General features: G+C 77.0%; 12 protein-coding genes. 9 read left to right on the top strand and 3 right to left on the bottom strand.

Going from position 1 to position 13,476, the window contains the following annotated elements; all coding sequences use genetic code 11:
• Window positions 1-88: 88 nt before the first annotated feature.
• Together RKE29_RS21200 and RKE29_RS21195 are read left to right on the top strand one after the other, a co-directional pair.
• Window positions 89-1,387 (top strand): WS/DGAT domain-containing protein, encoded by a 1,299-nt coding sequence (locus tag RKE29_RS21200; protein WP_312007091.1) that lies wholly within the window; start codon window positions 89-91, stop codon window positions 1,385-1,387.
• 106 nt (window positions 1,388-1,493) lie between these two features.
• The gene (locus RKE29_RS21195; protein WP_312007090.1) at window positions 1,494-2,276 is read left to right on the top strand and encodes a DUF899 domain-containing protein; all 783 of its coding nucleotides are present in this window, start codon (window positions 1,494-1,496) and stop codon (window positions 2,274-2,276) included.
• Between the two features lie 91 nt (window positions 2,277-2,367).
• Here RKE29_RS21195 and RKE29_RS21190 read toward each other — a convergent pair whose 3' ends face one another.
• Entirely contained in the window at window positions 2,368-2,862 is a 495-nt protein-coding gene (locus tag RKE29_RS21190) for a MarR family winged helix-turn-helix transcriptional regulator (RefSeq protein WP_312007089.1), read from the bottom strand.
• 95 nt (window positions 2,863-2,957) lie between these two features.
• Between RKE29_RS21190 and RKE29_RS21185 the strand changes: the two genes are divergently transcribed.
• The 4 genes from RKE29_RS21185 to RKE29_RS21170 all read left to right on the top strand — a co-directional run bounded on the left by RKE29_RS21185 (window position 2,958) and on the right by RKE29_RS21170 (window position 8,230).
• On the top strand, window positions 2,958-3,341 hold the full coding sequence (locus RKE29_RS21185; protein ID WP_312007088.1) for a tautomerase family protein: 384 nt from the start codon (window positions 2,958-2,960) through the stop codon (window positions 3,339-3,341).
• A 224-nt stretch (window positions 3,342-3,565) separates the two neighbouring features.
• On the top strand, window positions 3,566-4,930 hold the full coding sequence (locus RKE29_RS21180) for a cytochrome P450 (RefSeq protein ID WP_312007087.1): 1,365 nt from the start codon (window positions 3,566-3,568) through the stop codon (window positions 4,928-4,930).
• A gap of 402 nt (window positions 4,931-5,332) precedes the next feature.
• Complete coding sequence (locus RKE29_RS21175; protein WP_312007086.1) at window positions 5,333-6,013, top strand: hypothetical protein; 681 nt, start codon at window positions 5,333-5,335, stop codon at window positions 6,011-6,013.
• Window positions 6,014-6,253: 240 nt separating this feature from the next.
• The gene (locus tag RKE29_RS21170; protein WP_312007085.1) at window positions 6,254-8,230 is read left to right on the top strand and encodes a hypothetical protein; all 1,977 of its coding nucleotides are present in this window, start codon (window positions 6,254-6,256) and stop codon (window positions 8,228-8,230) included.
• 2 nt (window positions 8,231-8,232) lie between these two features.
• Here the strand turns inward: RKE29_RS21170 and RKE29_RS21165 are convergent, their stop codons facing one another.
• On the bottom strand, window positions 8,233-9,900 hold the full coding sequence (locus RKE29_RS21165; protein ID WP_312007093.1) for a translation initiation factor 2: 1,668 nt from the start codon (window positions 9,898-9,900) through the stop codon (window positions 8,233-8,235).
• Window positions 9,901-10,048: 148 nt separating this feature from the next.
• On the opposite strand from RKE29_RS21165, the gene RKE29_RS21160 reads away from it, so the two are divergent.
• Window positions 10,049-10,537 carry a hypothetical protein gene (locus RKE29_RS21160; protein ID WP_312007084.1) on the top strand — a complete coding sequence of 163 codons (489 nt, stop codon included), beginning with the start codon at window positions 10,049-10,051 and terminating at the stop codon, window positions 10,535-10,537.
• Between the two features lie 54 nt (window positions 10,538-10,591).
• Here RKE29_RS21160 and RKE29_RS21155 read toward each other — a convergent pair whose 3' ends face one another.
• Window positions 10,592-11,752, bottom strand: coding sequence for an iron-containing alcohol dehydrogenase (locus RKE29_RS21155; RefSeq protein WP_312007083.1), 1,161 nt, complete (start codon window positions 11,750-11,752; stop codon window positions 10,592-10,594).
• A 331-nt stretch (window positions 11,753-12,083) separates the two neighbouring features.
• Between RKE29_RS21155 and RKE29_RS21150 the strand changes: the two genes are divergently transcribed.
• Entirely contained in the window at window positions 12,084-12,857 is a 774-nt protein-coding gene (locus tag RKE29_RS21150) for a cyclase family protein (protein WP_312007092.1), read from the top strand.
• Window position 12,858: 1 nt separating this feature from the next.
• Window positions 12,859-13,476 (top strand): thiamine pyrophosphate-binding protein (locus tag RKE29_RS21145; protein WP_312007082.1); only part of this gene is annotated, 618 nt, incomplete at its 3' end.

Raw genomic sequence — 13,476 nt, 5'->3', positions numbered from 1 at the left:
GGCGCCAACGCGGCGGGCGGCGGGCCGGACGGCGGCACGCGCGGGACGGCGCCACGGCCGGGCACCGCGGCGGCGGGCGGGCGGAGCCGTGAACGCCGCCCGGCCGCCTACGGACGGGGCCCTGCGTGCCTCCTTCATGGCCGGGACCATGCTCGGCCGGGAGACCGCCGCCCCCGACCCGGCCGACGTGTACACGGGCCTCTTCCTGCGGATGCGCGGACCGGCCCCGAGCCTGGAGACCCTGCGCGCGTGGGTCGCCGACCGGATCGCGGACATCCCGGTCCTGACCCACCGGCCCGTGTGGGCGGGCGGGCGCGCGTGGTGGGAACCGGTGCCGGACCTGGACGTCGCCCGGCACGTCCTGCCGATGCCGGAACCCGACCCCGCGCCCCGCCCGGCCCACGCCCTCCTCGGCCGCCCGGAGGACGCGGCCCCGCGCTGGCGGCTGTGGCTGCACGGCGACGGGGCCACGGGGTGGGCCCTGACCTACCTCACCCACCACGGCGCCCAGGACGGCACCGCCGTGCTGTGCACCCTGGACGCGCTCCTGGGCCCGCTGCATCCCGCGCGGCACCCCGGTCGGCCCGCCGTGCCGCCCGGGCGGAGGTGGCCGGGCCCCGCCGTGGCCGCCGGAGTGCTGACCGCCTGCGACCAGATGCTCGGCAGCCTCGTGCCCGCCGTCCGGCGGCCGCTCCCCGACCCCGCCGGGCGGCCGCGTCCGCGACTGGCGCACGCCGCCGTGGACCTCGCCCTCCTGCGCGGCGCGGCGCGGGCCGCGGACACCACCGTCAACGCCGTGTACCTGGCCGCCCTGGCCGGCGCCCTGCGCGACTGGGGCCCCGGCGGCCACGCGGTCCGCCCCTACCTGCGGCGCGGCCCCTACGTGCTGATGCCGGTGGATTTCCGGCGGCCCGGCGAGCCCGGTTGCCTGAATCCCGGCGACAACCGGTTCGCCATGCTGCGCGTGCCCCTGCCCTGCGCGGACCCGGACCCCGCCGGCCGGCTGCTCGCCGTCGGCGCGACCCTCGACAGGCGCCGGCTGGCCCGCCGCCGGGCCGGGTTGCGGGTGCTCACCGAGCACGTCCCGGAGGCGGTGGCGGCCCGGCTGCTGGCCCGGACCGCCGACCCCGCGCGGGTGGCGATGGCCGCGTCGTACCTGCGCGTGCCCGCCCAGCTGACCGCCCTGGGGGCGCGGATCGAGGAGGCCGTGTTCATCCCGTGGCTGCCGCCCCGGCACGTGTGCCTGTGCATCCTGGGCACCCACCGCGGCACGGCGCGGCTGTCCGCGCTCGCCGATCCGCGCGCCGGGGACCCGGAGCGGCTGGTCCGGCGGTGGGCGCGGGAGGTGGCGGACCTGCCCGGCGCCGACCGGCCGCGGCTCGGCTGAGGGCGTCGCCGCCGCGATGAGTTCCGGCCGGGTCGCGAGTCTGTTCTGGTGACCGCCGTAGCACGTCGTACGACGCTGCCCGGCACGAGACACCGCGGAGGACACCATGACGACCACCCCGCAGGACCCGACCAGCGCGCTGCCCGGCCGCCCGCCCGTGGTGGACCTGGCCACCTGGCAGGCCGCGCGTGACGAGCTGCTGGTCCGCGAGAAGGCCCACACCCGCGAGGGCGACGCCATCGCCGCGGCCCGCCGCCGGCTGCCGATGGTGGAGTTCGACGGGACGGTGGAGGTCGTCGGACCCGACGGCCCGGTGCCGTTCCTGGACCTGTTCCAGGGCCGCGACGAGCTCGTGGTCTACCAGCACATGTGGCACGACGGCGCGCCGCACCAGGGGCAGTGCGAGGGCTGCACCACCGTGGCCTGGCACCTGAAGGACGCCGTGTACCTGAACGCCCGCGGCGTGTCGTTCGCCGTCCTGACCACGGGCCGCTGGGACGAGGTGGCCTCCTACGTCGCGTTCATGGGCTACACCCAGCCCTGGTACTCGGTGCGTGACGTGGCCGCGCCGGTCGGCGGCGACATGGGTTACCTCACCTGCTTCCTGCGCGACGGCGACCGGGTGTTCCTCACCTACTCCACGACGGGCCGGGGCACCGAGCGGGTCAACGGGTCCCTCGGCCTGCTCGACATGACGCCCTACGGCCGCGGCGAGGCGTGGGAGGACAACCCCGAGGGCCGGCCCGAGGGACGCGTCCCGTGCTGGTTCTGGCGCTCGGACGCGGACGGGACCGCCACCTGGGGCCCGACCAGCCGCCCCGTACCGCAGTGGACCCGTCCCGGCGCGACCCCCGTGGAGACCCTCGGCCGGCGCGGCCACTGCCACTGACCACGTCCCGCCCCGCCCGGGCGCGGCCGCCCTCCCGGGGCGCGTACTCCGTCGGCCGCAGCCGTCGCGGACCAGCCGGGCGGGGCGGAGGTCAGGCGCCCCGCTCCTCGGCGAGCGCCGATTCGTACGCGCGCAGCGTGCCGACGAACATCCGCCGCTGATCGGGCGTCAGCGGGGCCAGCGCCCGGCGCCAGGCGGCCGCGCCGGGCGCCAGCCAGTCGGAGATGGGCCGGTGCCGGTCGGCGGCGATGCTGACGACGCGCCGCCGCCGGTCCGACTCGTCCTCGCGCCGCTCCAGGACCCCCTTCCGGCTCAGCTCGCCGACCATCAGGCTCACGGTGGTCGGCGCGACCTCCAGCCGGGCGGCCAGGTCGTTGACGGTCATCGGCCCGTCGAAGAGCAGGCAGGACAGCAGCGACAGGTGCCGTGGCGCCAGGGCCAGCGAGCGCAGCTCCTCGGGCACCGGAATGCGCTTGGCCCGGCCGACCACGCGGGGCATGAGCAGCAGCATCGCCCGGATGGCGTCGTCCACGCCGGGCCCGGCCCCGTCCGGCCCGGCCGTCCGGCCCCGTCCTTCCGTTGACATCGCGGACACCCCTCATTTAGCTTTGAAGTCAAAGATGATTTGCTCGCAAAGGCGAATGGCCGCCATGGTAGCGAGCCGGAAGGACGGGAACCGTCATGCCACACCTCACCGTTCACCTCCATGAGGAGGAGCTCGACGGCACGGCCGAAGCGCGGCTCATCCGCACCCTGGCCGACGCGATGGCCGCGGTGTACGGCGAGTGGGCGCGGGCCGCGGCCGTGGTCGAGCTCTTCGGCGTCCCGCGGCGCCGGTGGGGCCGGGGCGGGGTGGCCGGCGCGGACCACGCGCCGGTGGTCACCCTGAACATGCGGGAGCGGGCGCTGAACCTCCCGGAGGTCCCCGACGCCCCCGCCCGGCTGATCGAGGCCGTCACCGACGCCCTGACCGGGGTCTTCGGCGAGGGCGTCCGGGAGCGGGTGGCCGTGCTGGTCGTGGGCGTCCCCGAGGGGCGCTCGGGGGTGGCCGGGCAGCCCGTCTGAACGGGCGGTCGGCGAGGGCCGTGGGCGGGATCCGGGCGGCGGCCGCCGGGTGCGGGGGTGCGGCCGCCGCCCCGCGTCCTCGGGGTCGTCCGGGCCGTGGCCGGCGGCGCGGGTGAATCCAAGGTGGCGCACAGGTCTTGTAGTTGGCGGTACTCAGGCGTACCGTACGGTGGTACTGGCGAGTACCGCGCTCGGCCGGTAAGGCGAGAGGAGCCGTGACCACCATGACGACCACCGCGGACACCGAGGCCGTGCGCCTCCCGTCCGGCTCCCGGCTGCCCCGGGCGCTCCAGGGCGTATCGTTCATCGTCGACCGGCGTCGGGCGATCCGGCGGCTGCGGCGCCGCCACGGCAGCGCCTTCACCGTCAACGTGCCGCTGTTCGGGCACTGCGTGGTCGTCAGCGAGCCCACGCTCCTCAAGCAGCTCTTCATGGCCGGCACCGACCTGGCCAACGGCTCCCAGCCGGAGCTGGCCGAGGTGCTCGGGCACGGCTCGCTGTTCGGCATGGACGGCGACGAGCACCGCCGGAACCGGAAGCTGCTCGTGCCGCCCTTCCACGGCAAACGCATGAAGGAGTACGAGGCCATCATCGAGGAGGAGACCCTCCGGGAGATGGCCTCCTGGCCCGAGGGCGAGGAGTTCCCGACCCTCGAACCGATGATGCGCATCACGCTCAACGCGATCCTGCGCGCCGTCTTCGGCGCGGAGGGCGCCGAGTTCCAGGCCCTGCGCGAGGAGCTGCCCCCGTTCGTCCTGCTCGGCTCCCGGCTGGCCGTGCTGCCCATCCCGCAGTGGAAGCTCGGCCCGCTCAGCCCCTGGAGCCGCTTCCGCGCCAGGCGCCGCCGGATCGACGTGCACATCGACTCCCTCATCGACCGCGCCCTGGCCGACCCGGCGCTGGAGGAGCGCGCCGACGTGCTCGCGCTGCTGCTGCGCGCCCGCTACGAGGACGGCTCGGGAATGTCCCGCCAGCAGATCTCCGACCAGCTGCTGACCCTGCTGGCCGCCGGCCACGAGACCACCGCCACGACGCTCGGCTGGGCGGTGGAGCGGCTGCGCCGGCACCCGGCGCTGCTGCGCAGGCTGGTCGCGGAAGCCGACGCGGGCGGGTCGGAGCTGCGCCAGGCCACGGTCTACGAGGTGCAGCGCACCCGCCCCGTCGTCGACCTGACCAGCCGCCGGGTCGTCGCGCCCACCATGGCGCTGGGCGAGTGGGTCATCCCCCAGGGCTACGCCGTCCTCGCCAGCATCGACCTCACCCACGAGGACGGCGGCCTCTTCCCGAACGCCGCCGCGTTCGACCCCGACCGGTTCGTCGGCGCCCACCCGGACACGTACTCGTGGATACCGTTCGGCGGCGGCGCCCGCCGGTGCATCGGCGCGGCGTTCGCCAACATGGAGATGAACGTCGTCCTGCGCACGCTGCTGCGGGAGTTCGACCTCGCCCCGACGGCCGAGCCGGACGAGCGCTGGCACTCGCGCGGGGTCACCTTCGCCCCCGGCAGGGGCGGCCGCGCGCTCGTACGCCGCCGCCGGGACGCGGCCGCGGGCAGCACCACGGCCGCCGTGGCCGCCATGTCGGCCTGACCCGCTCGGAGCAGGGCCCGGGATCCGCGTTGGGGGGGCGGATCCCGGGCCCTTCGGCGCGCCCGCGCCCCGCCGCCCCGCATCCCGCCGCCTCGCGCCGCGCCGGGACCGGCCGCGCCAGGACCGGCCGCCCCGACCGGAGCGCGGCGGCCCGGCCGAGTGGACCCACCGTCAAGAAACCGTGGACTGTGGGCCAACGACGTGCCCGCCCCCGGCCGACACAATGAAGCCTGCCGCGAAGCGCTGATCGACAGCGCGGCACTCGCCGTCGGCGCGGCGGGCATCCGTACACGGGAACGCGCACCCCGCAACGGGCCGCGGCCGATCGCCGGCGTTCCGTCTTGCCGCCGTAGCAGACGTTTTCCCGAGAGCCATCCCAGAAGTCCGAAGGTCTGATCCCACTTGCACCTCACCAAGCACACGTGGCCGCGCGCCGCCGCGGCCGCCGTCGTCCTGGCGCTGCCGCTCACCGCCTGCGGTTCCGACGACGACTCCGACGGCGCGTCCCCGCCCGGCGCGTCCGCGTCCGCCACCTCGGCCGGGGCGCCGCCGGGCACCACCCCCGCGCCCACCCCGTCCACGGCGCAGAGCGCGGAGCAGGACCCGGCGCAGGGTGCCGGTTCGACGGCCGGAGGTCAGCTGAAGCCCGGTCAGGCGGGCGTCCGGGCGTTCGAGGAGCGGGACGGGGTGACGCCCACGTACGAGATCGCGGCACAGAAGATCGTGCTCGGCACGCACGCCGAGGCCGAGAAGATGGTCTCCAACCCCGCCCGCGCGGCCGGCATGGTGCCCGCCGTCGCGTACGTGACGTACACGCACAAGTCCGGTCCGGCCGTGGAGAAGTACCCGCGGGTCGGCGACTACGCATACGTGTACGCCGACGGCCGGCGCGGAGCCAAGCTCATCGGGGTCGTGGACGAGCCGGCCGGCTGCACGGACTCCAACGACGTCAAGAACTGGCGGCCCGGCCAGAGCTACGTGCTGTGCACCACCTACTTCGTCCCCGAGAACGCCACGTCGCTGGAGATCCAGTGGACCGAGATCGGCGGCGAGCCCTTCGTCTGGAAGTTCCCGAAGAGCTGACCGCCCGCGGCGGCGGGGCGGCCCTGCGCCCCGCCGCCCGGCGTGCCCGGTGTGGCCGCTGGTTCGGCAGTGCCCTTCCGCATAGAGTTGGGCCGAGGACGCCGCGGGGGCGGGCGACGGGTTGACACGCGGTCGCCGAAGGGGGCCGTTGCCCTTGTCCCCGCGTCCGTCGGGACTGGTGGCGAGACATCGGAGTCGGCCCGGATGGCGTATCAGGTTCCTCCCGCGATCCCGCATTTCGTGGACAGGGAGGGCGAACGGGCGCGCGTGTTAGGCGCCGTCGCGCGGTGGGACGAGGGGTCCCGGCCGCTGTGCGCGGCCCTGAGCGGCCTGGGCGGCTGCGGCAAGACCGAGCTGGCCTTCGACCTGGCCCGGGCCCTGGAGGACGACTACCCCGACGGCGTCCTGTACGTCGACCTGGACACCCTGCGGCGGGACGGCGCGGTGGACATGGCCGACGCCGTGGGCGCGCTGCTGCGTTTCCTCGACGTCACGCCGGAGTGGCTGGAGCGGTCGTACGCGGACCTGTGCCGCCAGTACTGGGACCGCACGCGCGGCGCGCGGCTCGTCGTGATCGTGGACAACGCGCGCTACGGAGCCGAGGTGGTGCCGCTGCTGCCCGCGTCGGGCGGCAGCCTGCTGATCGTCACCAGCCACGGGCCGCTGTACGACATGGACGGCCGCGTGGACGTCGAGGTCCCCGTGGACCCGCTGCCGGAGCGGTACGCCAGGGAACTGCTGCGGCGCGTCGCGGCCCCGGACGACCCGCGGCTGGCCGCCGAACCCGAGGCGGCCGACGGCCTGCTGCGCCTGTGCTCCGGGCTGCCTCCCGCGCTGTACGTCGCCGCCCGGTGGATGCGCAGGCACAGCCGCAGGCCGCTGTCCCGCCTGCTCGCCGAGCTGACCGCCGAGATGCGCGAGCGGGGCCTGCCCGAGGTCGAACGGGTCTGGGACGCGGCCTACCGGGAGCTGAGCCCCGACGCGGCCCTGCTCTACCGGCTGCTCGCCGACGCACCCGGCGGCTCCTGCTCCGCGGAGGCCGCCGCGGCGCTCCTCGGCCGCGGCCGCGACGCCGCCGACGGGGCGCTGGAGGAACTGACGGCGGCCGGGCTGCTGGACGCGCGGGACGAGCGGGTACGGCTGTCCGAGCTGCTGCGCGCGCACGCCCGCCGCCGCGCGCGTACCGACGCCGACGGGCGGGAGGCGGACGCGGCGCTGCGCCGGATCGTGCGCTGGTACCTGCGGCAGGCCCAGCGGGCCGACGCCGTCGCGGCGGGCCGGCGCATGGTCCTGGCCGCCCCGGAGCCGGCCCAGCCCGGCGCCCCTGACGTGCCGTTCGAGGACGTGCCGTTCGAGGACGTGCTGGGCGAGGACGAGGACGCCCGCCGGGCCCGGCGGGCGGCGCGCTGGCTGGACGCCGAGCGGCACGCGCTGTACGCGTGCGTGCGCCTGGCCTACGGGCACGGGCTCGACGCCGAGGCGTGGGCGCTGTGCGAGCCGCTGTGGACCCACTACCTGGACCACCCCGACTACCCGGACGTCACCGAGGCGTTCCGCACCGCGGTGGCCGCCGCGCAGCGCGCCGGAGACGTACGCGCCCTGATCCGCATGCGCTGCCAGCTGGCCCGCCCGCTGTGGGAGCAGCAGCTTTTCGCGGAGGCGGCGGGCGAGACGGAGCAGGCGCTGGCCGCGACGTCGGCCCTCGGCGACGCGGCGGGCGACCGCAAGCTCGGGGCCTCGGTGCGGGAGTTTCACGGCATGCTGCACTCGGCGCGCGGCGACTGGGCCGCCGCGGCGGCCGCCTTCGCGGGCGCCCGCGAGGTGCACCGCGAGATCGGCAACGCCTACGGCGTCATGCTCCAGACCTACCGCCTCGGGGAGGCCATGGCCGCTCTGGGCGACCTGCGCGAGGCCGCCGGGCTGCTGGAGCAGGCGCACGCCGCGGCCGTGGAGCAGCGGCGCGCACGCATGAGCGCCCGTACGGGCTTCGCTCTGGGCGGCGTGCTGCTGCGGCTCGGGCGGCCCGGCGAGGCCCGCGTGCTGTACGAGGCGGCGCTGGCCGGCGCCCGGGACCGGGGCAGCGAGTACGACGAGGCGCGCGTCCTCGACGCGCTCGCGGCCCTGGCCGACCAGACGGGGAACGAGCCCGAGGCCGCCGGGCACCGGGCGGCCGCCCGCGCCATCCGCGTGCGCAACGGCGGCCTGGTGCGGTCCTAGAGCTAGAGCAGGCACTCGGTGTCCGCGGCGGTGGCGGGGGACAGGCGCACGGTGAACGCGCGGCCCCCGACCAGGCAGCGGACGGACCCGGGCGCGCCGGACCGGGCCGCCAGCCGCGCGTGCACGGCGCTGAGCACGGCCGCCGGGTCGGCGGTCACCACGAGCCCGCCGTCCTGGGCGGGCCCCAACCGCACCGCCAGCAGGTCACCGGACCGGGTGCGCACCAGGCAGCGGCCGTCCTCCAGCACGGCCGCCGCGGCGCGGCAGCCGGGGTAGCGGGCGAGGACGTGCTCGGTCCAGGCGCCCGCCGTCCAGGCCGCGCCGTGCGGCGCCGCCAGCGGCGGGCGGGCGCGGCGGTAGAGCAGCCCGGCGCTCAGCGCGTGCCGCTCGGTGGCCGTCCCGTGCTCGGCGGCCAGGTGGTGGCCGGGCGTGCCGGTGTGGGCCGGGAACCGCTCGACGCGTACCTCGTCGCCGTCGGTCTCCGCACGTACGGCGAAGGCGGCGGGGGTGCGGTCGGGCGGCGGCGGGGACGGCAGTATCCGGGCCCTGGCCGGGGACCGCGGCGTGAGGCCGAGGAGTCCGTACAGCTCCTCCTGCAACCGCTCCAGCGCGCGCCCCTGCTCGGCGAAGGCGGCCGCCGCGACGGCGCGCGTGGCGCCCGGCCGGTGGGCGCCGAGGGCCGCCTCAAGGCCGCCGGGGGCGTCCAGGCGCGGGCCGCGCGCCAGCAGGCGGGCCATGGGGCTGCCGGGGATCAGCTCCGCGCCGCCGTCGTACGCGGCGACGACCGGGCGGTCCAGGGCCGCGGCGTACAGCGCCGCCGACCCGTGGTCGGTGACCACGGCGTCGGCGGCTATCAGCAGCGCGCACCACTCCTCGTACGGCCCGGCCAGCACCAGCCCGGCGTCGAGGGCGGGGGCGAGCTGCTCGGCCAGGTCCAGATGCCCGATGTGCGCGCGCTCGTTGGGGTGCAGGATCAGGCCCAGTTGGTACGCGTCGTACGGCAGCCGGGCCGCCAGCTCGGCGGGCAGGCCGGGGCGGCGGCGCAGCAGGCACTCCGGGCCCCAGGTGGAGACGAGGACCACCAGAGTCCGGGCGCCCGTGCCGAGCGCGCGCCGGTACTCCTCGCGCCGCCCGACCGAGGCGAGGATCCGTTCCAGGGCAGGGTCGCCGACGACCCCCGCGCGGGCCGCCGCCCGCGGGCTGGCCGCTGCCAGCCGGGTCAACTGGCTGGGGTGGGACAGCGCGTGGAAGGACGCCAGCGTCTCGCCGTCCCGCACCAGGAAGGCGGGGTCGAGTCCGGAGGCGGAGTCGTGGGCGCCCTCGCCGGGCAGGGACTTGCCGAAGCCCGCGCCGTGCGGCAGCAGCACGCGCGGGCCGCGCAGCGACCACAGCTCACCCTTGGGGCTGGCGGCGATCACCAGGTCGTACGAGCCTTGGCACGCCTCGGCCCACGGGATGGTGTGCGCCCTGGCCCGCTCGACGGCGGCCAGCGCCTCGACGCCGAAGTCCGAGCCGGGCACGAGCGTGAACAGCCTGCTGACGCGCTCGTCCCCGGCGAACACCGGGAGGACGTCGAGGAGTCGGTGCAGCGCGTTCGCCGAACGGGCGGCGAACAGCACGGCCCGTCGCCCGTCGCCCGTCGCCCGTCGCCCGTCGCCCGAAGAGTCCATCTTACCGGGCGCCGACTGGCCAGGAAGCGCGTTTCCGCAGATCAGAGAGGGTTTCCTGGGGACGTCCTGCGGCATGCGCCGATCGTACCCGCCACGCGGCGCGCACCGGCCCGAGGCAGCCGACGTACCCGAGAGGAGAATGTGCCTCATGAGTGACTGGGGGATCGCCCTGATCGCCGCGGGTTCGGCACTGCTGGCCAGCGCGATCGGCGGGTGGTACGGCCGCGCCGCGGGCGTGCGGCAGGCGGAGGCGGCGCGGTACGCGGCCGACCGGCAGGCGGACGCGCTGCTGGGCACGCTCCGCGCGACGCTCGCCGACCAGCGCGCGGTGCGGCTGCTGGACCTGCGCCGGCAGACCTACGTGCAGTTCCTGCACGCCGTGGAGGCCGTCGCGCTGGCCCGGCGCAGCGGCGACGGCCAGGCGGCCGACCGGCGGGCCGCGCACCAGGCGTTCGCGGCCGTGCTCCTGGAGGGCCCGGCCGATGTCGCGCGGGCGGCGCGGCAGGTGCTCGACGCCCTGCGCGGCGACGGGCGCGCCGACGACGTCGAGCGGGCCAGGGCGCTGTTCACCGAGGCGGCGCGGGCCGCCCTGGGCGGGTCCGGCGAGGACGGCGGCCCGGCGGTTCCGCCGTCCTGACGGCTCCTCGGCCGCTGCCGGCCTGATGCCGGCTCCCACCGGGCCGGCGGCAGGTCAGCGGTAGATCCGCGCGTACAGCTCCTCGATCTCGGCCGCGTCCGGCACGCGCGGGTTGTTGGCCGGCGAGCCGGACGCGAGCGCCTGACGGGCCATCAGCGGTATGGCCCGCGTCCACGCGGACTCCTCGATGCCGTACCGCCGCGGCGTCGGCACGTCGAGGTCCGCGCACAGCCGCCGCAGTGCCTCCACGAGGTCGTCGGCCGCGGCCGCGTCCGGCCGGGCGTCCCCGGCCACGCCCAGCGCCCGCGCGCAGGCGGCGTACCGCGCCTCGGCGGCCCGTACGGAGAAGGCGGTGACGGCCGGGAACAGCATCGCGTTGGACAGGCCGTGGGCGACGTTGAAGTGCGCTCCGATGGGGCGGCTCATGCCGTGCACCAGCGCCACGCTGGAGTTGGAGAAGGCGATCCCGGCGCGGGTCGCGGCGAGCGTCATGGCCTCGCGCGCCTCGCGGTCCGCGCCGTCGGCGACCGCGCGGCGCAGGAAGCGGCCGACGGCGGAGACGGCGAGCAGGCACAGGCCGTCGGTGAAGGGGTTGGCCTTCCGGCTCACGTACGCCTCGACGGCGTGGGTCAGGGCGTCGACGCCGGTGTCGGCGGTCAGCCGGGGCGGCATCGACAGGGTCAGCTCGTAGTCGACGACCGCGGCCACGGGCAGGAACGCCGGCCCTGCGCACAGCATCTTCTCGTCGGTCGCGCTGTCGGTGACGACGGTGAACTGCGTGGCCTCCGAGCCGCTGCCCGCCGTGGTGGGCACGGCGACGACCGGCAGGGCCGGGCCGGTGTTCAGCCGCGGCGCCTTGTACCGGCTCATGTGGCCGCCCTGCGCGGCCAGCAGGGCGACGGCCTTCGCGCTGTCCATCGGACTCCCGCCGCCGAACCCGACGACGCAGTCCGCCCCGTGCCCCTTCAGCGCCGCCAGCGCCGCGTCGAGGCAGTCCGTGGTGGGGTCGGGCACCGTCTCGGCGAACAGCCCGGGGGCCAGGCCGGCGCCGGACAGCAGGCCGAGTATCCGGTCGGCCTGGCCGGTGGAGTGCAGGTACGGGTCGGTGACCAGCAGCGGGCGGCCGACCCCGAGGGCGGTCACGGCGTCGGCGACGCGCTCGACGGCGCCCCCGCCGACGTACATCTCCCGGGGCTGCGCGATCCTGCTGGTCATACGGGCTCCTCGGTCGCTCGGGGACGGGCGTCGGCCGCGGGCGCGCGGAGTGTACGGGCGGGGTGGCGCCCGGCGGTGTCCTACGGCCGGTGGGCGCACGCGGCCACGGGCGCGTGCGTCGCCAGCCCAGTGTCTCCTACAGCGAGCGCCCGTCGCCGTCCGCGACCAGAACTCCGGCGGACGGTCCCGGCCGGGGGAGCGGCGGGTGCGACATTCCGGCGCCGCCGCCACGGCGGGTGCCTGATATGTCCGTATCGTGAGGGGCGTGACCTCCGACAGCGACGAACGGCGCGCCGCCCCGCCCGCCGGTTCCGCCCCGCCCGTCGCCGCCCTGCTGGCGGCCCTGTCCGCGGGCCGGGTCCGCGTCGTGGACCTGACCGCGCCGCTGTCGGAGCGCACGCCCGTCATCCGCCTACCCGAGCCGTACGCCGGCACCGTCCCCTTCAGCCGGGCGGAGATCAGCCGCTACGACGCGCGCGGACCGGCCTGGTACTGGAACGACTTCACCTGCGGCGAGCACACCGGCACCCACCTCGACGCGCCCGTGCACTGGGTCACCGGCCGCGACGGCGAGGACGTCTCCCGCATCCCGCCGCCCCGGCTCGTCGGCTCCGCCTGCGTCGTGGACGTCGCCGTGCGCGTGGCCGAGGATCCCGGCTACCTGCTCACCGTGGCGGACGTGATCGCCTGGGAGCGGGCGCACGGGCCGCTGCCGCACGGGTGCTGGGTGCTGCTGCGCACCGGCTGGTCGGCCCGCGGCGACGATCCCGAGGCGTTCCTGAACGTGACCGGGGCCGGGCCGGTGACGCCGGGGGTGTCGGCGGAGTGCGCGCGGTGGCTGGCCGCCGACCCGCGCGTGACCGGCCTGGGCGTGGAGACCGTCGGGACCGACGCCGGGGCGGCCCACGCCTTCTCCCCGCCCTTCCCCTGCCACCACTTCCTGCTCGGAGCGGGCACCTACGGCCTCACCCAGCTGCGCAACCTCGACGCGCTGCCGCCCCGCGGCGCCGCCCTGGTCGCCGCGCCGCTGCCCATCGTGGACGGCTCCGGCGCCCCCGCGCGCGTGCTGGGACTGGTCGACACCGGCACCGCCGCCGGGGGCTGACGTGCTGGTCCACGAGCGGGTCGCGCAGACCCTGGCCGACCTGGGCGTGCGCCAGGCGTTCGGCGTGGTCGGCAGCGGCAACTACGCGGTCACGCGCGGGCTCGTCGAGCGGGGCGTGCGGTACGCGGCGGCCCGGCACGAGGGCGGCGCGGCCGCCATGGCCGACGCCTACGCCCAGCTGTCCGGCAGCGTGCCGGTCCTGACGGTGCACCAGGGTTGCGGGCTGACCAACGCGGTCACCGGCATCGGGGAGGCCGCCAAGAGCGGCACGCCGATGGTCGTCCTGGCCGCCGAGGTGCCCGCCGCGGCCCGCCGCTCCGCCTTCCGGATCGCCCAGGACCGGCTGGTGGAGTCGGTCGGCGCCGTGTCCCTGCGGGTCACCGCGGGCAGCGCGGTCCGCGACGTCGTCCTCGCCTACCGCACGGCCGTCACCCGCCGCGTCCCGGTCCTGCTGAACCTGCCGCTGGACGTCCAGGACGCGGTCGGCGGCGACGGCGAGGTTCCGGTGCCCCGGCCGCCGCTGGCCCCCGCGCCCGCCCGCCCGGACGTGGACGCGCTCGCCGGGCTGCTGGCCGGGGCGCGCCGCCCGGTGCTGGTCGCCGGCCGCGGCGCCCGCGCG

Origin of the sequence: Streptomyces sp. B1866, from assembly GCF_031932565.1 — a bacterium.
GTDB lineage: Bacteria > Actinomycetota > Actinomycetes > Streptomycetales > Streptomycetaceae > Streptomyces.
Note: the sequence above shows the minus strand (reverse complement) of the source record. Positions and strands in the feature narration are given on the sequence as shown.